Origin of the sequence: uncultured Campylobacter sp. (assembly GCF_938015785.1) — a bacterium.
Lineage (GTDB): Bacteria > Campylobacterota > Campylobacteria > Campylobacterales > Campylobacteraceae > Campylobacter_B.
In genome coordinates, this window is sequence record NZ_CALLWC010000011.1 from 20,373 (window position 1) to 43,857 (window position 23,485).

Annotated in this window: 27 protein-coding genes; 11 read left to right on the forward strand and 16 right to left on the reverse strand. The window is 49.6% G+C overall.

Features of this window, described 5'->3' with window-relative positions; all coding sequences use genetic code 11:
- Positions 1-247 precede the first annotated feature (247 nt).
- Entirely contained in the window at positions 248-1,714 is a 1,467-nt protein-coding gene (locus tag Q0393_RS01250) for an aldehyde dehydrogenase family protein (RefSeq protein ID WP_298977278.1), read from the forward strand.
- 54 nt (positions 1,715-1,768) lie between these two features.
- On the opposite strand, the gene Q0393_RS01255 is transcribed toward Q0393_RS01250, so the two are convergent.
- The 3 genes from Q0393_RS01255 to Q0393_RS01265 are packed head-to-tail and all read right to left on the reverse strand — an operon-like array spanning position 1,769 to position 3,056.
- Positions 1,769-2,152, reverse strand: a complete 384-nt coding sequence (locus Q0393_RS01255; protein ID WP_298977279.1) for a hypothetical protein — start codon at positions 2,150-2,152, stop codon at positions 1,769-1,771.
- A gap of 10 nt (positions 2,153-2,162) precedes the next feature.
- Positions 2,163-2,576, reverse strand: a complete 414-nt coding sequence (locus Q0393_RS01260; RefSeq protein WP_298977281.1) for a hypothetical protein — start codon at positions 2,574-2,576, stop codon at positions 2,163-2,165.
- Positions 2,577-2,585: 9 nt separating this feature from the next.
- Positions 2,586-3,056: a hypothetical protein gene (locus tag Q0393_RS01265; protein WP_298977283.1), complete on the reverse strand. Its 471-nt coding sequence runs from the start codon at positions 3,054-3,056 to the stop codon at positions 2,586-2,588.
- Positions 3,057-3,228: 172 nt separating this feature from the next.
- On the opposite strand from Q0393_RS01265, the gene Q0393_RS01270 reads away from it, so the two are divergent.
- From Q0393_RS01270 to Q0393_RS01300, 7 genes are all read left to right on the forward strand, one after another.
- Positions 3,229-3,399, forward strand: coding sequence for a hypothetical protein (locus Q0393_RS01270; protein WP_298977285.1), 171 nt, complete (start codon positions 3,229-3,231; stop codon positions 3,397-3,399).
- Between the two features lie 105 nt (positions 3,400-3,504).
- On the forward strand, positions 3,505-4,869 hold the full coding sequence (locus tag Q0393_RS01275) for a hypothetical protein (RefSeq protein WP_298977286.1): 1,365 nt from the start codon (positions 3,505-3,507) through the stop codon (positions 4,867-4,869).
- A gap of 661 nt (positions 4,870-5,530) precedes the next feature.
- Positions 5,531-6,787, forward strand: coding sequence for a thiamine-phosphate kinase (locus Q0393_RS01280; protein ID WP_298977288.1), 1,257 nt, complete (start codon positions 5,531-5,533; stop codon positions 6,785-6,787).
- Positions 6,788-6,975: 188 nt separating this feature from the next.
- Positions 6,976-7,413: a DUF417 family protein gene (locus Q0393_RS01285; protein ID WP_298977291.1), complete on the forward strand. Its 438-nt coding sequence runs from the start codon at positions 6,976-6,978 to the stop codon at positions 7,411-7,413.
- A 412-nt stretch (positions 7,414-7,825) separates the two neighbouring features.
- Positions 7,826-8,866, forward strand: a complete 1,041-nt coding sequence (locus tag Q0393_RS01290) for an isoaspartyl peptidase/L-asparaginase family protein (protein ID WP_298083271.1) — start codon at positions 7,826-7,828, stop codon at positions 8,864-8,866.
- Between the two features lie 211 nt (positions 8,867-9,077).
- Entirely contained in the window at positions 9,078-10,571 is a 1,494-nt protein-coding gene (locus Q0393_RS01295) for an RNA ligase (RefSeq protein WP_298977292.1), read from the forward strand.
- An 83-nt stretch (positions 10,572-10,654) separates the two neighbouring features.
- Complete coding sequence (locus Q0393_RS01300) at positions 10,655-11,251, forward strand: metallophosphoesterase (RefSeq protein WP_298977293.1); 597 nt, start codon at positions 10,655-10,657, stop codon at positions 11,249-11,251.
- Between the two features lie 398 nt (positions 11,252-11,649).
- On the opposite strand, the gene Q0393_RS01305 is transcribed toward Q0393_RS01300, so the two are convergent.
- The 4 genes from Q0393_RS01305 to Q0393_RS01320 form a co-directional block, all read right to left on the reverse strand.
- A complete protein-coding gene (locus Q0393_RS01305; protein ID WP_298977295.1) occupies positions 11,650-11,802 on the reverse strand; it encodes a hypothetical protein in 153 nt (50 codons plus the stop codon).
- A gap of 23 nt (positions 11,803-11,825) precedes the next feature.
- Positions 11,826-11,990 carry a hypothetical protein gene (locus tag Q0393_RS01310; RefSeq protein WP_298977297.1) on the reverse strand — a complete coding sequence of 55 codons (165 nt, stop codon included), beginning with the start codon at positions 11,988-11,990 and terminating at the stop codon, positions 11,826-11,828.
- A gap of 212 nt (positions 11,991-12,202) precedes the next feature.
- Complete coding sequence (locus Q0393_RS01315) at positions 12,203-13,300, reverse strand: HAMP domain-containing sensor histidine kinase (protein WP_298977382.1); 1,098 nt, start codon at positions 13,298-13,300, stop codon at positions 12,203-12,205.
- A gap of 18 nt (positions 13,301-13,318) precedes the next feature.
- Positions 13,319-13,981 carry a response regulator transcription factor gene (locus tag Q0393_RS01320; protein WP_298977298.1) on the reverse strand — a complete coding sequence of 221 codons (663 nt, stop codon included), beginning with the start codon at positions 13,979-13,981 and terminating at the stop codon, positions 13,319-13,321.
- A 162-nt stretch (positions 13,982-14,143) separates the two neighbouring features.
- Here Q0393_RS01320 and Q0393_RS01325 point away from each other — a divergent pair, with 162 nt between their 5' ends.
- On the forward strand, positions 14,144-14,344 hold the full coding sequence (locus Q0393_RS01325) for a hypothetical protein (protein ID WP_298977299.1): 201 nt from the start codon (positions 14,144-14,146) through the stop codon (positions 14,342-14,344).
- A 15-nt stretch (positions 14,345-14,359) separates the two neighbouring features.
- On the opposite strand, the gene Q0393_RS01330 is transcribed toward Q0393_RS01325, so the two are convergent.
- The 9 genes from Q0393_RS01330 to Q0393_RS01370 all read right to left on the reverse strand — a co-directional run bounded on the left by Q0393_RS01330 (position 14,360) and on the right by Q0393_RS01370 (position 21,706).
- Positions 14,360-14,893: a DUF1104 domain-containing protein gene (locus tag Q0393_RS01330; RefSeq protein ID WP_298977301.1), complete on the reverse strand. Its 534-nt coding sequence runs from the start codon at positions 14,891-14,893 to the stop codon at positions 14,360-14,362.
- A gap of 389 nt (positions 14,894-15,282) precedes the next feature.
- Entirely contained in the window at positions 15,283-15,828 is a 546-nt protein-coding gene (locus tag Q0393_RS01335; RefSeq protein ID WP_297905600.1) for a superoxide dismutase family protein, read from the reverse strand.
- 66 nt (positions 15,829-15,894) lie between these two features.
- Positions 15,895-16,563 carry a molybdenum ABC transporter permease gene (locus tag Q0393_RS01340; RefSeq protein ID WP_298977303.1) on the reverse strand — a complete coding sequence of 223 codons (669 nt, stop codon included), beginning with the start codon at positions 16,561-16,563 and terminating at the stop codon, positions 15,895-15,897.
- The gene (gene modA / locus Q0393_RS01345) at positions 16,560-17,261 is read right to left on the reverse strand and encodes a molybdate ABC transporter substrate-binding protein (protein WP_298977304.1); all 702 of its coding nucleotides are present in this window, start codon (positions 17,259-17,261) and stop codon (positions 16,560-16,562) included. The genes Q0393_RS01340 and modA overlap by 4 nt, the downstream gene beginning before the upstream one ends.
- A gap of 115 nt (positions 17,262-17,376) precedes the next feature.
- Positions 17,377-18,228, reverse strand: a complete 852-nt coding sequence (gene modD / locus Q0393_RS01350; protein ID WP_298977306.1) for a ModD protein — start codon at positions 18,226-18,228, stop codon at positions 17,377-17,379.
- Between the two features lie 2 nt (positions 18,229-18,230).
- The gene (locus Q0393_RS01355) at positions 18,231-18,728 is read right to left on the reverse strand and encodes a nitroreductase family protein (RefSeq protein WP_297950773.1); all 498 of its coding nucleotides are present in this window, start codon (positions 18,726-18,728) and stop codon (positions 18,231-18,233) included.
- A 678-nt stretch (positions 18,729-19,406) separates the two neighbouring features.
- Complete coding sequence (locus Q0393_RS01360) at positions 19,407-20,075, reverse strand: ThiF family adenylyltransferase (RefSeq protein ID WP_298977308.1); 669 nt, start codon at positions 20,073-20,075, stop codon at positions 19,407-19,409.
- Positions 20,068-20,847 (reverse strand): 5'/3'-nucleotidase SurE, encoded by a 780-nt coding sequence (gene surE, locus Q0393_RS01365; protein ID WP_298977309.1) that lies wholly within the window; start codon positions 20,845-20,847, stop codon positions 20,068-20,070. The genes Q0393_RS01360 and surE overlap by 8 nt, the downstream gene beginning before the upstream one ends.
- Positions 20,848-21,205: 358 nt before the next feature.
- A complete protein-coding gene (locus tag Q0393_RS01370; RefSeq protein WP_298977310.1) occupies positions 21,206-21,706 on the reverse strand; it encodes a hypothetical protein in 501 nt (166 codons plus the stop codon).
- A 68-nt stretch (positions 21,707-21,774) separates the two neighbouring features.
- On the opposite strand from Q0393_RS01370, the gene Q0393_RS01375 reads away from it, so the two are divergent.
- Positions 21,775-22,944, forward strand: coding sequence for a lipid-A-disaccharide synthase (locus Q0393_RS01375; RefSeq protein ID WP_298977312.1), 1,170 nt, complete (start codon positions 21,775-21,777; stop codon positions 22,942-22,944).
- Between the two features lie 48 nt (positions 22,945-22,992).
- A complete protein-coding gene (gene greA, locus Q0393_RS01380; protein ID WP_298977314.1) occupies positions 22,993-23,484 on the forward strand; it encodes a transcription elongation factor GreA in 492 nt (163 codons plus the stop codon).
- Position 23,485 lies beyond the last annotated feature (1 nt).

The window sequence follows — 23,485 nt, forward strand, 5'->3', positions numbered from 1 at the left end:
CTCGTTTCATAAACGTTACATTTTGAAATTTCGCCGCTCGCGACGACCTAAATTTCACGCCGCTTCAAAACTCCTCAAACCCTCCGCTGTCGCGCGCGCAGATCAAATTTTAAAATTTCGCACGCGCCGCATTGCTTCTCAAATTTACACACCGCGAAATTTTAACCGATTTTCGCTCCGAAATTTATGCCGCATTAACCGCCGCGGATATATAATAGCGAATGTCATATTTCACAAAGGAGTAAGCATGGCTACAATCCAACCAAGCTATAAGCTTTTCATCGACGGCGAGTTTGTGGGTGCCGAAGGCGGCGCGAGCCTAGACGTTTTTAATCCCGCTACCGGCGAGAAAATTTCAAAGATCGCAGATGCTAGCAAGGCGGACGTCGATAGAGCGGTTGCCGCGGCTCGCAAGGCGTTTGAGAGCTTCCGTCGCACTAGCGTTTATGAGCGCAGCGCGCTGCTAAATAAGATCGCCGACGTCCTAGAGCAAAACGCCGAGTTCATCGCCACCGTAGAGACTATCGACAACGGCAAGCCGATCCGCGAGACGCGCGCGGTCGACGTAGCGTGGTCGATCGAGCATTTCCGCTATTTTGCTGGCGTGATCTTGGGCGAGGAGGGCAGCGCGAATATGCTAAAAGAGCGCTATCTATCCGTCGTTTTGCGCGAGCCGATCGGCGTAGTAGGACAGATCGTGCCGTGGAATTTCCCGTTTTTGATGGGCGCATGGAAGCTCGCTCCGTTACTTGCCGCGGGCGATACGTGCGTATTTAAGCCAAGCTCCGAAACCAGCCTTAGCATTTTGGAGTTTATCCGCCTAATCGCGCCGCTACTTCCAAAGGGCGTCATCAACGTCGTAACCGGCAAGGGAAGCAAGGCAGGCGAGTTCGTCCGCACTCACAAAGGGCTCGATAAGCTCGCGTTTACGGGCTCGACCGAGGTTGGCAGGGGCATCGCGCTAGCCGCAGCGCAAAAGATTATCCCTGCTACGCTTGAGCTTGGCGGCAAGAGCGCAAATATCATCTTTGACGATTGCGATTTCGACGTTGCGATCGACGGCGTGCAGCTGGGGATCCTTTTCAACCAAGGCCAAGTCTGCTGCGCGGGAAGTAGGATCTTCGTGCAGGAGGGTATCTACAATAAATTCGTGCCGGCGCTCGTGGAGAAATTTAAGCGCATCAAGGTGGGCGATCCGCTCGATCCGAACACCCAGATGGGATGCCAGATCAACAAAAAGCAAGCCGATAAAATTTTAGAGTACGTAAAAATCGGCGTAGAGGAGGGCGCTAAGATCGCCGTGGGCGGCAAGCGACATAGCGCAGGAGAGGCTTTCGTCGAGCCTACGCTACTCGTGGACGTACGCAACGATATGCGCGTGGCGCAGGAGGAGATCTTCGGTCCCGTGGGCGTCGTGATTAAATTTAAAGATCAAGACGAGCTCGTCCGCATGGCAAACGACAGCCTCTACGGACTAGGCGGCGCCGTATTTACGCGCGACATCGCAAAAGCGCTCACGGTCGCACGCCTGCTTGAGACGGGTCGTGTGTGGGTCAATACCTACAACCAGATCCACGCCGGCGCGCCATTTGGCGGCTACAAAGAATCGGGCATCGGTCGCGAGACGCACAAGATGATCCTGGATCACTACACCCAGACCAAAAACATCTACATCGACACGATCTCCAAACCGAGCGGCTTTTACGAGCAGTAAGGCTTAGCGCGGTATTTCGGGCTACGTTTCGGGCGGTTTGCGCCGCCCGAAATTTTATTCTGCTTGACTCGATTGAGTATTTAATTTTAAGATTAATATAGGCTCATCATTTGGCGGTAAATTTTTATTTGCCAACCTTATGCCTTTATAAACATTTATTGTGATTTTAACATTTGGTATGTCGGTAACTTTTGAAAAATTATTTAAGAGCAACTTTATATCATCATCTCTAGCGCCATAAATGTTTACTATGCTCTCATATCTATCGGTAATTTTTCCACAAGACCAAGAACCGCCTAGATGATTTAAATCTCTTATTCCTTCAAATATTATTTCTTCTGCTTTGTCGTTATACTGATTCCGACATTCCCTACCGTCGCAACCGAATAATATAAATGCGGCGACTATCAAAAAGAAACACTTTGTAAATTTCAGCATTTCATTTTCCTTAATTTGATTTTGTGCCTAATTTTACGGTTAATATATTCTTGCTAAATGGTGGCGGAGTTTTGCCGCCCCATTTCCAATATCTCTCATAAACCGATATAGTAATTTTGACATTTGGAATTTGTGCCGCTTCTGCTACATTCTTTAATAAAGTTTCTAAATCATCGTTGCTAGGTCCGTAAAAATTTATGAAGTATTCATGGTTGTCAATAGACCCGCACGTCCAATCTCTATTTTCCTTATCCTTTAAATTATCAGTTATAATAGAAAACGCCTTATTATTGTATTCGTTGCGGCATTCATTACCGTCGCAGCCGAATAGAACAATCGCAAAAAATATTGTAACAAGAAATTTCATGGCGAAATTAAAAAATCCGCCTGTTTTTATAGTTTGATAACTACGATAGCAACCCATTTTCGCTCCTCAGATAAAATCCATGTATTCGATATTTTTGTTACTCATTAAAATTTTTAATTTTTCAAAATCTTCTTTTGTTATGTAACTTAAAGGCAAAATAATCGAGCTTAGATTAAGTACGATATTTGCCAAATTAAATTTTAGTTTTAAGCAAAGTGTTTCGCCTCCCGGCAGATATGCAAATGTAGCAATATATTTAATCTCATCATATTTTAGAATCCTTTGCCAAAAGATATATCTTACTATCACTTTATCATCGTAGCACGCAATAAATTTAAAGCAATTCGGAATAACCGTCGTATAAAAAAGACCGATTAGCGTTATCCAGCCTACGATAGGCGCATAAGGCTTGTCAAGCATTATAAAAATAACGGCTATGCAAAATTGCAAAATTTTAACTATCGCATAAAAGGGTCCGTAAAAGTGCCTTGTCCTTTTTACGATTAGCAGCAGCTCGTCCGGTTTCGTATCGCTCATTTTATATCCTTGCTTGAATGTTGTATTACAGCTTTAAATTTAGCGCTAAATTCTATCTTTGCTACGCTTACGCAGCGTTTAAATTTAATCTCGCCACAGCTACGGCTAAATTTTAAAATTTCGAATCGCCGTTTAAAGAGCCGTCATCTGAGCGAGTGCGCGCAGGCGGCGTATGCAAGAAATAAACTCGCGCTGTTTTATCGTGGGCCTTCGTCCGCATCAAGTCATACCGAGCCGCGCCCAAGTCTCAAAACTCACGCGATTGCTAATTTTGCTATCGAGCCGCACCGAAGCCCGCACCCAAACTCGCGCGGCTTATGAACATCGCTCGGTAGAATTTTAAAATTTCATCTAGGCTAGCTCGCCACTCTGCGCAGACGCAGGCTCCGCTGCCGAGGAATTTAAACTTTGTTTTGCTATAATCGGGCTAAAATTGCGGAGGCCATCTATGAAAATTTTACCCTACGTCGCACTTAGCTTGTTTCTTGTCGCCTGCACGCAGGTTTCGCCGCCCGCCGAAAATACCCGTGCCGCAAGCGGCGCCGCCGTAAAGGATGCCGCCAATTCTACCGGTGCAGGCAATGCCGTCAAAAATTCCGCCCCGTCCAAGATTTCCGCGCCAAAAAACACAGCTTCTGCGAATGCTACCGCTAAAAATTCCACCGCGTCTTCTATGCGCGAAATTTGGAAATTGCTAGAAAATGCCGATCGGGCGCTGCTTGCCAAAGAGATCTCTCGCGCCGAAGAGCTTGCCGTGCGGGCACAGGAGCTTAGCGAGCTAAAGCGCATCGAAGTAGGGCGGATTTTTAGCAGATTTGTCCGTGCGCGGATCGCCCTACAGCGCGGCGATACCGACGCCGCAATCTCGCTGGCGACGGACGCGAGCTCCATGCGAAGCGGAGTAGCGGAGATATATGCTGATGCCGTAAATTACGAGAGCGCTTATACATTCGGGCGCATCTACGAGGCTCGCGGCGATCGTAAGGGCGCCGTGCGCGAATATGGGCGGGCGCTGTTTGTTTGGACTATGTTTTTGCAGAGCGATCCGGCGCGTGCGGAGGAAATTTTTGCCCGACTGCAAACGCTCACGCCCGATCCCTATGAGGCTGAAGGCAGAGCTAGCGGTGCTTGCGAGTATCTGCGCGCCAAGGCTAGCTCCGCTTTGAATGAGCCCGCACCCGAGCCCAAACGTCGCGCACTGAGGGATTTGGCCGTATGGGAAGCGCACTGCTTGCATCTGCGCCCGTTTATAGATGATGGATCGGACGAGCGCGCGCGTAGGGCTTCGCTCGCGCGGGATTATGCGCAGCTATACGCGGGGCTGGGCGAGCGTGCCGCCGCCCTGGAGCATCTGCTTGCCGCAGCGGAGCTTTCGGATGCGACGGATCCCGATACGGGCGAGCTTTATCTACAGATCGCGCGACAATTTTTGGCGATTTACAAAGAGGCGAGCGTGAGTAAAATTTCTACGAGCTATGCACAGAAAAATTTAGCCGCGGCGCAGGATTACGCGAACAGATCGGTAAAGCTCTACGAGGGCATGCGCGGCACCGCCTACGAGCACTCGGGCTACGACGGACACGAAATTTTAGGCGAGATCGCGATGATACGCGGCGATCCGTCTGCGGCGCTGAGACATTTCGCGGCGATGAGAGACGATGCGGCGGCACTTTTGGCATATCAGCAGCTGCCGGCTTACAAGCAGGCTCTGGCTCACGCGCTAGAGTTGCTCGCGCAGTGCTACGATGCGCTAAGGGATAGCAAGAGCAAGGAGGCGGTTCTGCGCGAGCTTAGGAAGCTAAAGAAGGGCTAGCGGGTTACCGGGCGGCGGAGTTTCGTGAAATTTCGTCGCTGCGCTGCGATGAAATTTGGCTCGGGCGTTACGCGGTTTTAGCGCTTAGGGCGCGGCAAAATTTTATGCCGTTTGAAGGCGGTGCGGGCTTGCGGCGGGTTAAGACCGCATAGCGGAGTTTGCGCTTTTGGAGCCCGATTTTGAAAGTAAAATTTATACCCGCGCCGTAGATTTAAAGCGGCATCCGCGCCTGCCGCGGCGATTTATCTTCGCAGCGCATTGTCTCTGTATCGCGGCCACTAAAAGCCGCAATTTTGCTAGCGTATGAAGCTTTGCGGGCGCTTTTGAGTGCGCTATGAACGCGGTTCGATGTCGCGCGCGAGTTATAGCTGGCTTTGGGGGCTGCTTGTGCGTCAGTCGGGCGCAATTTTGTCGCGGCTTCCGTCCGTACCGAGCCGCACCAAAGCCCCAAAACTCACACGATTTCTAATTTTGCTATCGAGCCGCATCGAACCCCAGCCAAACTCGCGCGGCGAAAATCTAAATTTACGCTATAATCTTGCAAAGCGGAACGTAAAACTCCTGCTGCGCGTGCGCGACGAAATTTAAACAAGAGCCCGCAAATTAGGGCTTCTTAGCTTTCACGCGGCTGCGGCGTAACGCTAAATTTAACGGAGGGCGTATGGATAAAGAACGGTATATTTTTGAGAAATTTAAATCGAAGTTTAACGGCGATGATTGCGCCGTAATCGGCGAGCGGGCGTATTGCAAGGATCTTTTTGTCGAGGGCGTGCACTTTCGCCGCGGCTGGCTGAGCCTGCGCGAAATCGGCGCAAAGGCGATGCTCGTAAACATCTCAGACATGATCGCGACGAATGCGCGCGCCAAATACGCCCTGCTGGGGCTTGCGCTGCCGCGCGAGATCGGCGCGCGCGAGATCGACGAGCTGTGCGCGGGCGTGAGCGAAACGGCGCGGGAGTGGGGCATACGGATCATCGGCGGCGACACGATCGGCTCGGATCGCATCGCGCTTAGCGTGAGCCTGATCGGCAAGTGCAAGCGCCCCGTGTTTCGCAGCGGCGCGCGCGTGGGTGATCTTATCGCGCATACGGGCGAGCTAGGTAGCGTCGGGCGCGATCTGGCGGTGCTTTTAAGAGATGAAATTTCGCCCGCTAGCTCGCAGACGCAAAACCGAAACGATAAAATTTCGTCGCTGCAAGGTCCAAGCACCGCGCCGCAGGGTCTAAACGCCGATACTTCGACGGCACAAAATCCTGGCGATGAGGTGCGAAGCCCGGACGATAAAATTTTACCTGCGGATGCTAAGTTACAGAGCATGGACGCTGAAACTTCGGCAATGCAAATTTTGGATCTTGAGCCACAAAGTCTGGACGATAAAATTTTGCCTGCGCGCGCCGAGCCGCAGAGCTTGGACGCTGAAACTTCGGCGCAAAATTCCGTGTCACGAAGCGGAGAGGATCACAAGAATTCTACGTCGCAAAGCCTCGCATGCGAAAATTCCGTGTCTCAAAGCCCCGCGTACGAAGGCTCCGTGTTTGATCTGCGCGAGGATCTGCGCGCAAAAATTTCAAAGAATTCGCGCTTCGTTAGGCCCGTTTTGCGCGATAAGTTTTTTTACAAGGCGGCGAAGTTCATCAGCGCGGCGATGGACATTAGCGATGGGCTCGCACAGGACTTGCCCCGCCTGCTGGAGGCTAGCGGCGTGGGTGCGCGCTGGATCGCCCGCCCTAGCGAGGCTGCGATGCAAAGCGGCGAGGAGTATGAGATTTTGTTCAGCTTCGCACCGAAATTTTTGCCCAAAATCTACGCGATTGCCGCTAAGGCGGGCGTCGCGATCAATATTATCGCCGAGGTTTGCCCGCGCACGCCGCAAAGCTCTATGGAATTTCGCGGCAGCTCGCACCACTTCGCTCCTTGAAATTTGCTGAGCTCACTTTAAATTTTACGGCGCGCGGCATGGAATTTGAAATTTCGCGGAGCCACTGAATTTTGTGGAGGGACAGAATTTCGTGAAGCCGAGGAATTTGGAATTTGAAATTTCGCCCCTTCACGTAGCCTACACGCAAGCTCGCTATCATACCGCTACAAAATTTACAAAGGAGCCGTATGAGGGAGATCGTAAAAAAATTTGTCGCAGGCGACGCGGATATTGTATTCGCTAGACTTTCCGTTATCATCGTGCTTGCCGTGATGGGCAACTACAAGTGGTTTGAGTTTGAGGTAGAGGCTTTAAAGCCGCTCTTTTCGCAGACGTGGCTTTCGTTTTTGCCGTCAGCGCTCGGGGACGCCGGCGCGAGCTATTTTTTGGGCGTGGTGGAGACCGTGGGCTATCTCTCGCTCATCGCGGGCTTTTTCAAGCCGAAGGCAGGCATCGTGGGCGATCTCATCGTGATCGTCATGGCGCTGAGCACGCTCAGCCTACTGCCGCAGCTGGGCAAGATCGACGGCTTTATCTTTAAAGACCTTTTCTTGCTAGGCCTTGGCTTGGTGCTGCTAAAATACGACCTGGCGCGCCTTTGTCGCGGAGAAAAAAGCTGCGATTGAGCCATCAAAACATATTGGCGTCGGTTCCGACGCAACACTAAATGATCGCGCACGGCGAGTTTGAGGCGTTTAATTTGAAGCCTGCTTTGCTAGCCGGTTGGCGCTTGAGCCTGCTTGCATAGCACCCTTTAAAATACGGCCGCGCGCTAAAATTTTATGACGTGCGGTTGAAATTTATCGAGCTGCGGTAATTAAATTTTGCCAACGCTCAAACTCAAAATTATAAAATTTAAATCGACCTATCAGATTGTGCCACAAATTGAGTCGCGTTAAATTTGACAACGGAAGCTTAATCCTAAGCTCAAAGCATTAGATTTAGATCCGGCTGAATTCGCATTTGATTAAGCGAAACGAAAAGCGCAAAGTTATATCATTCCTTAGAAATTCTGCAATTTTTTCGAAAGGATGAGATATGAAGCACTTTTCACTCTCAAAGGCCGTTTTTATGGCGGCGAGTCTGGCCCTGCTCGGGCTAACGGCTGCGAATGCGCAGGAGAAATTTTCCCCCGTCATCGTCATTCACGGCGGCACCAGCGGGCTTGATCTAACCAAGGAGGAATTTAAAATCCGCGAGGAGCCGATGAAAAAGGCGCTTTTGGCTGGTCAAGCCGTCCTTGAAAAAGGCGGTAGCGCGATGGATGCGGTAACTGCGGCGATAATGGTGCTTGAGGACGATCCGAATTTCAACGCGGGCAAGGGCGCGGTATTTACCGCCGACGGATTTAACGAGCTTGATGCCTCGATCATGGACGGCTCGACCAAAAAAGCAGGCGCGGTCGCTATGGCGCGGCATATCAAAAACCCTATCCTAGGCGCCAGGCTCGTGATGGATAAGACGTGGCATACGCTAGTCGCAGGCGAGGGAGCCGACAAGCTCGCTAAAGAAAACGGCCTAGAGATGGTCGATCAGAAGTATTTTTTCACGCAGTTTAGATACGACGCGCTGCAAAAAGCTAAAGAAAAACAAAAGCTGCTACTTGATAGCGAAAAGGCGAAAAAGACGTCGCTAAATTTACACGAGCGCCCGTATCTCGGCACCGTGGGCGCGATCGCGCTGGATAAAAACGGCAACCTAGCTGCAGCGACCAGCACCGGCGGCATGACCAATAAAATGACCGGCCGCATCGGCGATAGCCCGATAATCGGCTCGGGAACCTACGCCGACAACGACTCGGTGGCGGTTTCTTGCACCGGCACGGGCGACATCTACATGCGCGTAAACGCCGCGCACGAGGTCTCAGCTCTATATAAATACAAAACCTCCGACGTGCAAAAGGCCGCCGAAGAAGCGGTAAAAGAGGTCAAAGCTCTAGGCGGTAGCGGCGGCATCATCTCGATCGACAAGCACGGACACACGGGCTTTGCATGGACGAAAGACAAGCTCGGCATGTATCACGGCGAAGCAAGACTCGGAGCCAAACCGATCGTTTACTGGCCGCTTGGCGAAAAATAAGCGTAAATTTAGCCCCTTTGCGGGGCTAAATTTAAATCAAATAGCGAGGATAAATACGCTTTTTTCGCATGTCTATTAAATTTGGCGCCTTCGTCGATCAAGCGCTTCGGCAAGGCTAAATTCGATTAAATTTTACCAAAATCCATATTTCTTGATACCAAAGCGCTCAAATTTCAGGTAGAATATCGCCACATAAAATCAAGGCGGTAAAATGAGAAAATTTATAGTCGTTCGCGGACACGCGGGCTCGGGTAAAACGACTTTCGCAAAAGAGAAAATTAAAGAATTTAAAAACGAATATCCGCAGGCGCAAATTTATCATCTGGAAAACGATATGTTTCTAACCGATGAGGCGGGGGTTTATACTTGGTCGCCGAAGCTTTTGGAAGACGCGAAGCGCAAGGTCGCCCGCGAGATAAAGCAGGCGTATAAATTTGCCCTGGAAAACAAAGCTAAAGACGTTCTTATCGTGCTTAGCAACGTGAGTGCGCGCACCAAAGAGCTGCTAAGCCTAAAAGAGCAAGCCGCCCAGAATGGATTTATTTTCGAGTGCTTTAGAATGCAAAATTTCTTCGCCTCCGAGCACGGCGTCGATGAAAATACGGTAATAGCGATGTTTATCAAGGTCGCAAACAACAAAATAGAGGGCGAAATTTTGATCCCGCCCGTTAATCCTATGAGCGAAAGCGTAGCGCAAAAGATTAAAGACGCGGCGGCTCTAAACAGGCGCGATCTGCCCTTTGATGCGGCGCAAAACACCTACCTAACGAAAAAATATATCGCCGCTACGCAGGATAAAAGGCTCTGGAGTGCGCGTCAAAGCGAGCTTTACCCAGAGCTTCGCACCTACAAATACTCAAAACGCGTCTTTTTCAAAGCCGATTGGGATAAGGCGCTACTTGAGATGCGCGGGCTCATAATGGACGATGATCTAAATATCATCGTGCGCCCGTTTAAAAAGGTCTATAACTATTCGGAATTTACCTCGCACAAAAGCCTTTATCCTATCGACATCACGGACGATACGCCCGTGCTTGCCGTGCGAAAGGTAAACGGCTTTTTGGGGTGTTGCACCTACGTAGATATCGGCGAAAGCGGCGCGAGCTTTAACCGCCGCGTCATCTACTCCACGACGGGATCGACCGATAGTAGATTTGCACAGATGGCGCGCGAGCACTGCTGCAAATTTGAAGAGATTTTCAAACGCTATCCAAATAAAACTTTTTTATTTGAGATCACCGACGAGAGCGACCCGCACATCGTAGAAGAGGAGCTTGGAGAAACTTTTATCGGACTTATCGACGTTAAAACCGGCGCGCAAGAGAGCGAATTTGAGCTGGATAAGATCGCCGCAAGCACTGCCGGAGTGCTAAAAAGACCTTTTTATAAAGAGGGCGAGCAGTATCTAAAAACGAGCTTTGCGGAGCTTAAAAATATAGTCAAAGAGGCGAAATTCGAGGGCTTTATGGTATATATCCCGAGCCAGAATGACTTTTGCTTTAAGATGAAAACGCCTTATTATCTCGTGAATAAATTTTTCGCTCGCAGTAAAAACGAAGCGCTTTCCGGCAAACTGGATAAAACCAAGCTTGATGAGGAATTTCACCCATTAGTCGATCACATCAAAGCAAACGAGCGTGAATTTAGATCCCTTGACGAGCAGGGCAAGCTAGGCTTTATAAAAGAATTTTTAGAAAAAGTTTAACGTTTACCGTGCGAATATTTGGCACCGCGTAAATTTACGTAAAGCTCAAATTTGATGCGGCGATTAAAATTTAAAGGAAAATGATGATATTTTTTACCTCCGATTTGCATTTTTATCACGGCAATATTATGAAATACTGCCCTAAATTTAGGGCTTTTAACGACGTAAGCGAGATGAACGAAAAGCTAATAGAGCTCTGGAATGCCGTAGTGGGGCCCGAGGATACGGTTTATGATCTGGGCGATTTTGCGTTTTGTAATAAATTAAAAGATCTAAAAAGCGTCGCGCGTAGGCTAAACGGCTCGCATGTGCTGATTTTAGGCAACCACGATACGCTCATTAGCCAAAACAAAGAAGCGCTGCTGCGCGAGCTAAAAGAGGACGGAAATCCCATCTTTAGCGATATCCTGCACTACAAGGAGCTAAATTTTGACGGCGGCGCGGGCGTGATGAAGGACGGCAAAACGGGTATGAGCATCTGTATGTTTCACTATCCCGTAGAGGAGCACAACCGCGCCCAGAAAGGTTCTTTTATGCTTCACGGACACTTGCACGACCGCGCTTCCAGCCTAGAAGGTCGCATACTAAACGTAGGCTTTGACTCGCACGGCAAAATTTTAAGCTTAGACGAGATCGTGCAAATTTTAGGGCAAAAGGAGATTGCGGCAAGATACTCGTGATCCGGGCTAAACACGGACAGCCGCAGCATTAATTTAAGCGCAGCCTGCCGCAATATCTTACAAAAGCACCCGCATAGTACCGGGATAGACAAAGCGCTCGGCGACATCATCTCGATCGATAAGCGCTGACGCACGGGCTTTACGTGGACGAAAGATAAGCTCGGTATGTATCACGGCGAAGCAAGGCTCGGAGACAAACCGATCGTTTACTGGCCGCTTGGCGAGAAATGGCAAAAATTTAAGCAGGCAGCGGATAGTGCGAAGGTCGTAAGAGCGCCCAGCTAGAAATGATCAAATTTAGCCTCTTTTGTCTCGTTTGCTCTTTGACCCCGCGTAAATTTTAAAATTTGCCGCACGTTTTAAAAGGATCGGCGTGCGTTTAAAGGGCGGCTATGCGCTTAAAATAGCTGCGCCGCCAGTTTTAATAAAGCTTCGCTTCGCCAGAGTAGAGCTTGTCTAAATTTTAAATTTACCCGCGCGTAGTCCATGCCAACGCGCTGAATGGCAAGAATGGGAGACGGAATAGCTTCCGTTTGAATATCAAAACCCAAAACGACGCCGCCTTTTGTGCGGGCTATGAATACGGCATGTATGAGATAGCAGAGCAAGGTGGGATCCAATCGGCAAGGCGCGAAATTTTCGCGAAATTTTGCCGATTATCGCGCGCGATTTTATCTAAGCTACTGCAAATTTTATCCCTAGCTGCCGCGATCTTGTCCGCGTCCAAATAAAATTTCACGAAATTCCGTAGAATTTTCGCTATGTATTCTGCAAACCGGCGGGCGAAATTTTGCGGACGCGACCGAATTACATGCGCAAATTCCGCCGTCAAATTATAATCTGGCGCAAATTTTACGGACTGAATCGCTAGCTAAATTTAAACTCACGCGGTTAAGCCCAGCAAGCCCGCTTGCTAAAATTTCGTTCGCGCAGAATTTCATTTGTGAAAAGTTAAAATTCCAGCCGAAACTCCGTCTCTCCCGGCTCGCTTTTGCACGAAATTTTAAGCCCGAGCTCGTCGCAGTATTTTTTCACGATAAAAAGCCCGATGCCAAAGCCGCCGTTGCGCTGATCAAAGCGGGTGTAAAGCTCGAAAATATGCGGCAAATTTTGCCGTGCGATGCCCGCGCCGCCGTTTTTGATGCGAAGCGAGCGCTCGCGCAGGCTCACCTCGACGCAGCCGAGCTCATTACAATATTTTATCGCGTTGCCAAGCAGATTATCGATGATCTTTCGCAGCTTAAACTCATCCGCGCAAAAGGCTACCGGACGCAGATCGGCGCGTAGGTTTATGCACTTTTGCTCCGCAGAGACGCCGAAATACTCTATGCGGCTTTGCAGCAGCTCGCCTAAATTTACCTCCCGCCCGCTGCCGCTTTTGTTTAAGCTTAGCGCGGTTAGATCCTCAAATAGCGCGTTTATCGTATTTGCGCCCGCCTTGATATTGCCCAGATATTTTTTCGCATCGGTATCGAAAAGCTCGATACTCATCAAAATCACGCTAAGCGGGGTTTTTATCTCGTGCGTCGTGTCGCGGATGAAGCCGTTTAAAAACTCAATCTTTTCGTAAAGCGGGCGCAGCGAAAGGCGGATGATAAAATATGCGATCAGCAAAATAAGCGCCAAAACAAGCGCGCTCGCAGCTAAAATTTTAAGCTTCAGCGCCGCTAGCTTGCTCTCAAGCGCCTCAGTTTTGATCGCTACATAGTACTCCGTGCCGTCCTTGGCGGTGAGATTAAACTGCTCGATCCTGCTGGCTCCCTCCATATACACGCGCGGCGCGTCGTCCCTCGGCTCGAAATCCCGCGCGATCTCATCGCTGCTATTCAGATCCGCAGCGTATGCCTGCATGGCGTCGAAATCGCCCTCGTTTAGGCGCCCGCCGCGCGCGAGCTTGGCCTCTAAGCCGTGTTTGAAATCTCTGATCGCAAAGGCATCGCGATCCGCGATAAAAAACTTCTCCCGCTCGTAAAATACGCTGCTTACCAGCGCCAAAAACAGGACACTAGTAAGCGTGTAGAGCAAAAAAATCGGTAGAATTTGACGCATTTTGGACACGGCGCGCTCCTAGAGATATTTATAGCCGAGCTTGGAAGCGTTTATGATGCGATCCTTGCCCAAAATTTTTCGCAGCTCCGCAATATAAACGCGCAGGCTAAGCTCGCTCGGGCTCTCGTCGTAGTCCCACAGCGCGGCGAAAATTTCATCTTTGCTAAGGAATTTATCGCGGTTTTTCAGAAGCAGAGCAAGAAGCCGCGCCTGCTTCTGCGGCATCGGCACGGCTCTTCCGTCGCAATAGAGCACGCGCTGAGCCATATCGAAGCTAAAACCTCCGCCGATATTTTCGCACAGGGCGGCGTTGTGGGCGAAGGTGCGCTTTAGTAGATTATCCGCGCGCAGAGCCAGCTCTTTTAACTCGAAAGGCTTTTTGAGGTAGTCGTCGCAGCCGCTTCCAAAGCCGCTTTCGACGTCTTGCAGAGTATTTAGCGACATCGTGAAAATGCACGGTGCTCCGCGCCCGGCCTCGCGCAGCTCGCGAAGCAGCGCAAAGCCGTTGCCGCCGATGATTTTGACGTCGAAGATCCACAGATCGAAGCTCTTTTCGTATGCTAATGAAAGCGCCTCGTCGTAGCTTTTGCTGCCGCTGACCTCGTGACCCGCGCCGCGCATGTAGGTGCACATCATATCTAGCAGCATCCCCTCGTCCTCGACGATCAAAACTCTTGCCATAGCCTGCCTCCTTGCGTAGAATTTTTGAAATTATACCCTGTGAAATTCCACGTAAAATTTAATTGCGAAATTTTGTGGCAAATTTTATCGTGGCGAAAACGGCGCGTCTTGGCTCAAAAGTATGCTTACTAAATTTAGGCTTATAAGATTGCTCGCCTAGTATTGTTGTTCGCGAGGCACGCCGAGCAGCGCAAGAAACTAAAATTTTACGATATAAAATTTTCGCGCCGCAGAATTTTAAAATTTACAGGCAAAACACTGGGCTTTAAAATTCCGCCGCTACGAAATTCTAAAATTTTAAAATTCCTGCGCCGTATTTCGATAAAACAAAATTCCGCACAAGTGCTGCGCGGAACTACGTAGCTTGCGCGCGGGCGGCTATTGCTGCATCATAGGATACGGAGCGGCGCCCGCGTTTTGATTGCACGGCATCTCGCCTCTTGGCGGCATTGCCGGACCCGCGCCGTCGCCCATCCCTTTATGCGGCATATGGCCGCACTCGCCGGAAGCAGCCTGCGATCTGTGCGGACCGAACCCGCGAGCGGGCCTTTTAAATTTGCCGAAATTGCCGCGGTCTTTAAGCTCGATATCCAGCCTATCCGCCTGCTCGACGCTTAGCTTGCCTGCCTGGACGTTATAGTTTTTTCTAAACTCGTCTAGGAATTTCTCGCGATCCTCGACGCTCATAGCGTCCAGTTTCTTTTTAAACTCCGTCTTAAATCCGCGCTTGAGATCCCTTGCCTGCGCTCTTAGCTCGCCCGCGCGCTTGTCGATCTCAAACGCAGCTTCGCTTAAGCTCTTGGCGTCCGCGCCGGCGATCGAGGCATTGATCTGCTCGGGGGTGCTCGAGCTAAAATCTGCGGCGAACAGCACGCCCGCGACTAAAACGCTTGCTAAAACAATCTTTTTCATTCTCTCTCCTTTGTGAAAGTTAGCGTGATTGTAGGAAAAAGTCGTGAAGAAAAAGTTAAATGAAGCTCACGCCGCCAAAATAGCTCGGAGCCGTAAATTTAGAGTCTTGATTTAAATTTGGAAAATTTTACGCCACTGCGGCAAAAACAGGGCGTAATGAGCGCAAACGGAGTTAAATTTTAAAATTTAAGCGGGAGGGGGGCGCAGCGCGTAAATTTAGCATAAAATTTCGCGCTGCATAGGTTGTATCAAAAGCCCGCCATGCGTAAATTTAACGGCAGAGCGGGCGCATCTCAGCGCTGCGGACGGCGAAATTTAATCGCATAAATTTAACCGCAGGGCTGCTAAATTTAGAGATTGCGGATGATTAATTTCATCCGCAACGAAGTTTATTTTATAACGCCGCAGACCATTCTAGCGCCGCCACCGCCAAGAGGCTTTGGATGGTCGCTGTGGTTATCGCCGCCTACGTGAACCATTAGCGAGTGACCCTTTAGCTCATCTAGGCTCTTGATCTTCGGAGCTAACACCGGATAGACCGCATTGCCCTCTGCATCAACGAAAAGCGCAGGCAGATCGCCCTTGTGGCCGCTATCGTCCCAAGCAAACGAGTGCTTTTTGGTATCGCTCGGATCCCAGTGGCCGCCAGCTTTCATGCCTAAGCCCTTCTCGGTCGCGCCGCAGTCGGCGTTTTGATGCACGTGAAAGCCGTGCACGCCGCTAGTAAGACCCTTTAAATTCGGGAAAAACGCCACGCCGTAGTTCGTCTCGACCGCTACGACCTCGCCGACGGTTACGTTGCCCTTCTCGCCTAGTTGCTCCATCGCAATGACGAGGTGCTTGCCGGTCTTAGGGTCGAAATTTTGCATATCGCCGTGCTCGTGAGCGATTAAGGCGCTTGCGACTAAAATTGATGAAATTAGAAATTTCTTCATGATAAATCCTTTAAAATAAAATGCGTTTGCAATTCTATCAAAAAAATACTTAAAAAATAATTTTTTTCAATTAGAGAAATTTCGCTTTTTATCCAAAAGATTTATCGCATAAAATAAAATCAAGCTGAAAATCACGAGCAAAAGGCTTAAAATCAGCGCCCGCTCGTTTTCTCCGTCATACACGGCATTGTAGATCGCAAGGCCTAACGTGTCGGTTTTACCCACGATATTTCCGCCCAGCATCAGCGTGATGCCCACTTCGCCAAGCCCGCGCGAAAGCGCTAAAATAAGCGCGGAGCCGAGCGTTTTAAGCGAGCTGGGAAGGATTACGAAGAGGAAAATTTGAGCTCTGTTTTTGCCTAAAATTTGCGCGGCTTCGATTAGGCTCTTCGGAAAGAGCTCAAAGCTCGCGCATACGGGCTTTACAAACAGCGGTAGCCCGACCAAAAATGCGGCGATTACCAATGAAGAAAAGTTAAAAACGATGTCTAAATTTAACGCAGAGCCGATAAATCCGCTCTTTCCAAAGATGTAAAGAAGTAGAAATCCCGTCGCGATCGGCGGGAAGATTAGCGGAAAAATCACTAAAATTTCGACGATTTTTTTAAATTTAGCTTGGCTAAAAGCTAAAAAATATGAAATTGCTAGCCCTATTGAAATAAGCAGCAAAAAGCTGCAAAATAGGGCCTTGGCGCTTAGTATCAGAGGATGCGTGATCCAAGCGATATCGCTCATTTAAGACCGAATTTTGAAAAAATCTCTTTTGAGCGATCCGATTTAAACTCCTCCATCACCTTTTCGCAAAGCGCCTGCTCGCCGCACGCGCTAAGCATTGCTATGCCGATAAATGCTGGGCTGTAGAGGCTCTCGTCGATGTAGATGATCGAGCCGAACTCATCTTTTTTGGCGACCGCTTCGGTGCTGTTGATAAAGCCTGCTTGCACCTCGTCGTTGATGACGTATGAGACCACCTGCGGCACGCCCGCGACGGCTAAAATTTTATCTTTTACCGCATCCATCTTGGCGTTTTGTAAAAACTCGTTCGTTCTGATACCGTAAATCGCCTTTTTAGGATCGGGCATTGCGATCTTATCGAATTTTGCGATCTCTGAGACATCGTTTATTTTGATATTTTTCGGCGTTACTAAAACGAGCGTGCCGCGCCCGACGCGTTCAAATTTAGTGATATTTAGATCGCTTTTTTTCAAAAACGCCTCGTCGCCCACGATGAATGAAATTTTATTCTTGCGCGATTGAATGACGAGCTGGCCGAGGTTGGCAAACGATCCCGCCACGTCCATGCCCTCTTTTTTCAAATTTTCGATCACGGCCGAGACGGGCTTTTTGTATCCGCCGCCGGCCGCGATGATCAGCTGATCCGCGCAAAACGAGACGCTTGCCGCAAGCGCTAAAATAAAAGCAATTTTTTTCATGAAAATCCTTTTTTGAAATTTTAAGAATTCTACAAAATATACTCTTATTTATTAATAAATCGCGTTTTTATGCCCTTTTTTAGACTTTTGTGCCTTAAAATTTAAAATTTAATATTTAGATAAATTCTATCTTTCCGCCTAGATCGCACACGCCCTGATTCCAAACCGCCGAGCTTACGAGCACGTCCGCGCCGGTAGCTGCAAACTCGGCGCAGTTATTTTTATTTATGCCTCCTGCAGCGCAAATTTTAATCTGCGACGCCGTCTCATCTCGCTTCAAAACGCAGGCTCTAAGCTCGCTCGGGTTCATCTTATCGCACATTATCGCATCAGGCGCGTATTTTAAGAGCTCACTAAATTCGCCCTCGCTCGCCACTTCGATCATGATCTTTCGCTCAGGCGCGCGCTCTTTAAATTTAGCGATCTGCGCGCAAAACTCGCCAAAGCTCGCAAACGCGCGGATATGGTTTGAAAAAAATAGGACGCTGTCGTGCAGCCCCAGGCGGTGCATCGTTCCGCCGCCCGCTATCAGCGCATTTACGCAAAGCTCCTTCGCAAAAGGAAAGCTCTTGCGCGTCGCACCCAGCACGCAGCGCGGATTAGCCTCTCGCATCAGCGCAACCATCTCGTGCGCGTAGGTAGAAATTTTGCATGAGTACTCAAACACGATCTGAACGATCTTCCAAGCTTTATGCAAGCTCTCAAAGCTTCCTCGCGCGCTAAAAATTTCATCTCCCGCGCAAAATGCACTTCCCTCACGCGCTAGATGCTGCGTCTTGCAACCAAAGCGCGCCGCTACCTCGCGCGCAATCTGCCCGCCGCTAAAGATCAGATCCTGCCTCGTTACGATCGAAAGCCGCGCGGGTGCGTTTAGATCCACGAAGTCCTGTAAAAGCTCGGTCGTAAGATCCAAAAACGCACCGTCGCTTGCGATAAGATCGTCGATTTTACTCTGCGAAATAAACATATCTAGCCTACGAAGTGAATTTTAGCGGGCTCAAAGCGCGAGTGCGCCTTTGTAACGCGAGACGGAAAGCCCAAAGGCATAATGCAAAACGCCTCCAAATGCCCAGGCAGATCCAAAATTTCTCTTACGCGCTCCATCGCGTAAATATCGGGTGCTACGCCCAGCCACGTGGTGCCAAGCCCCAAATGATGCGCTGCCAGCCAGAGATTTTCTGCCGCACAAGCGCAGTCGTAGCGAGCGTAGGGCTGGAATTTTAAGCCACTTTTGCGCGTGCAGACCACGATCGCAAGCGGCGCATCCTTCGTGCAGCCGCCATAGGTGCCTACGCTGCTAAGTAGTGCAAGTGCGGTGCGATCGCGCACTACGTAAAATTCCCATGAGCGCTGGTTGCCCGCGCTAGGGGCTTGCATCGCGGCTTTTAGCACGAGCTCGATCTGATCGTCGCTCGGCATTTTTTCGGTAAAATTCCGCACGCTCGTGCGTGTAAAAATTTCATTCATCGCTGCTCCTTTAAATTAAATTTCTAAATTCCGCTTTTTGCGAGCGGTAAAAAATGGAATTTAGAAGTAGGCTTGCCGCTGCGTTTGCTTGAGCTCTGCTTACACTTTACGCTTATTTAGGCGCTACGCGACGGCTGATGCGCGCAGATTTGGTTTATTTGCCCGGATGCGCCTCTTTTTGCATCAAAAAGCGCGCGAAACTGCGATAAAATTTTACCGCGCTGCTATGAAAATCCGTCGTAAAGAACATCCGCTCAAACTTAGCTTGCTTAAATTTCACTCACGAGCAAGCTTACGACCCACCTATTTAAATTTTTAATCCTAGGCCGCTATCTGGCACTCGCTAAAATAACCCGCCGTATACATCGGCATGCGCGTGTAGCTCGCATGATCTTTAAATTTTATCTCGTGCCGAGTCTGCGCCGATCTTTGCGGATAAAATTTTATCCTTCGTTGAAAATTAAATTTCACCTTCGTGCCGAGTAAATTTTATCTTCGTCGTCTGGTAAAATTTCGCTTTAGCCGCTTTTAAATTTCAACCGCACGTGCACTGCGAAATACCGGCCGGCCGTACCGCATGCAAAGCGCGCTCGGACCAAAAGCTCAAAATATATAAAATTTAACCGCAAAACCCGACCAGACGGAGCCGCACGCCGAAGCGCTATAAAATTTAACCGCCTAAGCCTGCTTGCTTATCAGCCTGCGCACGACGTAGCTTGCGATGAAAAGCCCGAAGCTCGCGGTCACGCCCATGAAGCTACCCATCGATTTGACGCGCGGCGGCTCGCTCGAGCAGACGACGTCAAAATCGCCCGCAAAGCCGTGCTTTCGCAGCTCATATCTGATCTTGCGCGCGAGTGGATCGCCCTGCGTCTGCCAGATTGAGCGGATTTCGATTTTAGCGGGATCAAGCCTCTTTGCGCCGCCCATCGAGCTTATGAAGCCCGCGCCAGCCTCGCTGCAGCGCAGCGCAAGCGCGATCTTAGCGCTCACGTCATCGATCGCGTCGATTACGAAATCAAATTTTGCTAGATCAAATTCCGACAAAAATTCCTCATCGATCCTAGCGGCGATCGGCGTCACGCCTTTAAATTTGCGCGCGAAAACCTCGCATTTTAGCTCGCCTACGTGCTCGCTTCCGAACTGGCGGTTTTGGTTGGTGATCTCGAAGCGATCGCAATCGATCACGCTTAGATTTACCGCGCCGCTGCGGTACAGCGCCTCTATCGCCGCTCCGCCCACGCCGCCGCAGCCGCAGATTAAAATTTTAGCGCTTTGAAGCCTTGCAAAATCCTCGCCGAAAAGCAGGCGCGAGCGCGAAAAACGGTCTACTACGACCTCACTCATCGTTTTTCATCCACCTTTCTAGCGTGCTCATCTGCTCGTGCGCGGTTAAATTTAGCTTAATCGGACTTAGCGTCGCCCGCCCATCAAAAAGCGCCGAAATATCGCTGTTTTCGTTCCTACTCGCATCAAAGTCGAATGTGGATTTACCGAGCCAATAATACTCGATTCCGCGCGGATTGCGGTTTAGCTGCGCGTCGGTATCGTAGAGTTTCTCGCCGCACGGAGCGACCGTTAGCCCCTTAAAATCTTGCTTTGAGACGGCAGGGACATTTAAATTTAAAAACTGCTTCGGCGGCAGAGGAAAGCCTTTTTTAAAGATTTTCTCGACCAGTTCCACCGCGAGCTCGCACGCGAGATCAAATCCGTATCGCTGCAGCGAATCCGTGACGTAAAACTGGCTCACCGCAAGCGCAGGAATACCTTGCAAGACCCCCTCCATCGCGCCTCCGCACGTGCCCGAATAGGTCACGTCCTCCGCGACGTTGGCGCCGTGATTTATGCCGCTTATCACAAGATCGGGCTTGCGGTTATACAGCGCGTGGAGCGCCAAATACACGCAGTCTGCGGGCGTAGCGTCATCGAGTTTGAAAAATCCGTCGTCAAGCTTGATAAATCTAAGCGGACGCGTGAGCGTGAGCGAGTGCGAGCAGGCCGATTTATCGGAGCTTGGCGCTACGATGGTGACGTTTGCGACCCCTCTTAGCGCGCTTGCGAGTTCCAAAAGCCCGCGCGCTTCGAATCCGTCGTCGTTAGTGATTAAAATTTCTTTCATATTCTCTCTTTAGCTAAAATTTCATGACAGACCTATCGGAGCGGAATTCCGTCTGTAAAATTTTAGCGCTTAATTCTTTAACTATGCAAAAATTGCTATTTAGCTTGCGCGGCGTAAAATTTCATCGTGCCAAATTTTTTCGCAAAAATTCCATCACGAAACTTAGATCACAAAATTCATAGAAAAATTCCGTCTTTTTGCTACAAATTTTATAGCCTGCTATGCAATTTCATCGCCTAAATTTAGTTTTCGAAATTCCTTAAATTTTGCGACCGCACTCCGCAACTCGCCGCAAAATCTCGCCTTTTAAATTTTCGCGCCGATGCAAATCCGCGGCATAAAATTACGCTAGACTTATCTATAACCCTGCTTTGCGGCATATCTCCTCGCTTACCTGCGAATCAAGTAGGTGCGAGCTTGGATAATCGTAGAAAAATCGGTGCACTTCGCGCACTCCGCTTCGCAATAAAGCTCGCGTACTAGGTGCGTTGCAGTCATTTTCGGTAATATCCTTGGTTAGTAATTTGAGATATTTTTGCCGATCGGAGTTTTTCAGGCTCGCCCAGCCAGGGCTTAGCGAGTAGGCATAGATCAGATCGCTTCCTTGTGCACTAATTTCTTCGAGGAAGGCAAACTGCGCGACCTTAACGTGGGGCTTTTCACCGCCTACGTCCGCTGCGATCTCGCTAGCTGCGGCTTTAGCGACGAGTGCGGGCGAGCCTAGCTTACTAAGCGCCTCAAAACGCGCCGTTACTGCGGGATCCTCGGTGACTTGACGCTTTTGGTATTTAGCCGCACTGCAACCGCCTAGCAACATCACGAACGCGCCGCATAGCGCTAAAATTTTAAAATTTCTCATCTTAAATCCTTTGTCGGCTTAATTTTAGCACATTTTGCTATAATTGACAAAAATTCAAAAGGCTAAATTTGAAATACCTAATCTCCTGCTTAGAGCCCTCGGCGAATCTGCATTTTAAAGAGGTTCTTGAGCGTCTTAAAAAGCTCGATCCCGCTTGCGAGATTTGCGGAATTTTCGATGAAAAACTTGGCTCGCCGATATACAAAAGCAGCGAGTTTTCGGCGATGGGCTTTATAGAAATTCTGCCGCTAATTTTAAAAGCCAAGCGCGCGATAGCGCAGATGACGCGGCTTGCGGCGGAGTCCGATCGCGTGCTTTTGATTGACTCACCCGCGTTTAATCTGCCGCTTGCTCGCGCGATCAAAGAAAGCGGCGCGCGCGCGGAAATTTCATATTATATCCTGCCGCAGGTTTGGGCGTGGAAGCCGCACAGAGCGGAGAAGCTGAAGGCGTTTTGCGACAATCTGCTCTCCATCTGGCCTTTTGAGGCGAAATTTTTCAGCGCGGACTACGAGGTAGATAAAGGCGCTACTCCGCGAAAAGCGAAGAGCAAAGACGCTGCACTACAAGAAGCAAAAGATAAAGATGCCGCGCGCCCGAGCGAGCAAAGCGCTAAAACCGCAAAATACTCTTTCGTGGGACATCCGCTGCTTGATGAGATAAAATTCCAAAAATCAAGCTACGAAAAACAGGGCAAGATCGCCTTTATGCCGGGCTCGCGCAGGGCTGAAATTTCAAGACTGATGCCGATTTTTAGAGCCCTTGTGCCTAAATTTGAAAATAGCGAGCGAGTCTTAATAATCCCGCCGCATCTGATGGATCAAAGAGATGAAATTTACGGGCCTCTGGACGGATTTAGCATCGCAAACGATACTCCCGCCACGCTTAAGGATTGCGATTTTGCCTTCATCTGCTCGGGTACGGCGACGCTTGAGGCGGCGCTCATCGGCACTCCGTTTGTGCTGTGCTACAAAGCAAAGGCATTTGACGTTTGGCTCGCGCGAAAGCTCGTAAAGCTAAAGCACGTGGGGCTTGCGAATATTATTTTTGATTTTTTAGGCGAGGAGCCTCTACATGAGGAGCTTTTGCAAGGCGAAGTAAGCGCGCAAAACCTACTTTCTGCATACGAGCGCTGCGACGCCGCTAAATTTAAACTTGCGAGCAAGAAGCTGCGAGATTATCTAAAGTTCGGCTCCAGCGAAAACGTGGCAAAAATTTTAACGCAGCCTGCGAGCTAAAATTTTAAGGCTAAAGCTTATATAATTTGATAAAAAGAAAGGAAGATTATGACGACAGAACCAATGACGCTTTACGGATATGAAAAGATCACCTCCGAGCTCAAAGAGCTTCAGGGCGTGAAGCTGCCTCACATTGTGCAGCAGATCGACATCGCACGCGGACACGGCGATCTGAAAGAAAACGCCGAGTACCACGCGGCGCGCGAAGAGCAGGCGTTTCTGCTATCGCGCATCGCCGAACTTAGCGACATCGTCTCTCGCTCAAAGATCATCGACCCCTCGACCTACGAGCACGACCGCGTAAAATTCGGCTCCACCGTTACCTTTATGGACGTGGAGACCGAGCGGGAGGAGGTTTACACGATCGTAGGCCTTAGCGAGGCAGATATCTCGCGTAAGCTCATCAATATTAACACGCCGCTTGCACGCCAGCTTTTAGGCAAAGCAGAGGGCGATGAGGTTGTGCTTCAGCTACCATCAGGCACGCGCGACGTGGAAATTCTAAGCGTCGAATACAAGCCGATTAAATTTGAGAATTAGC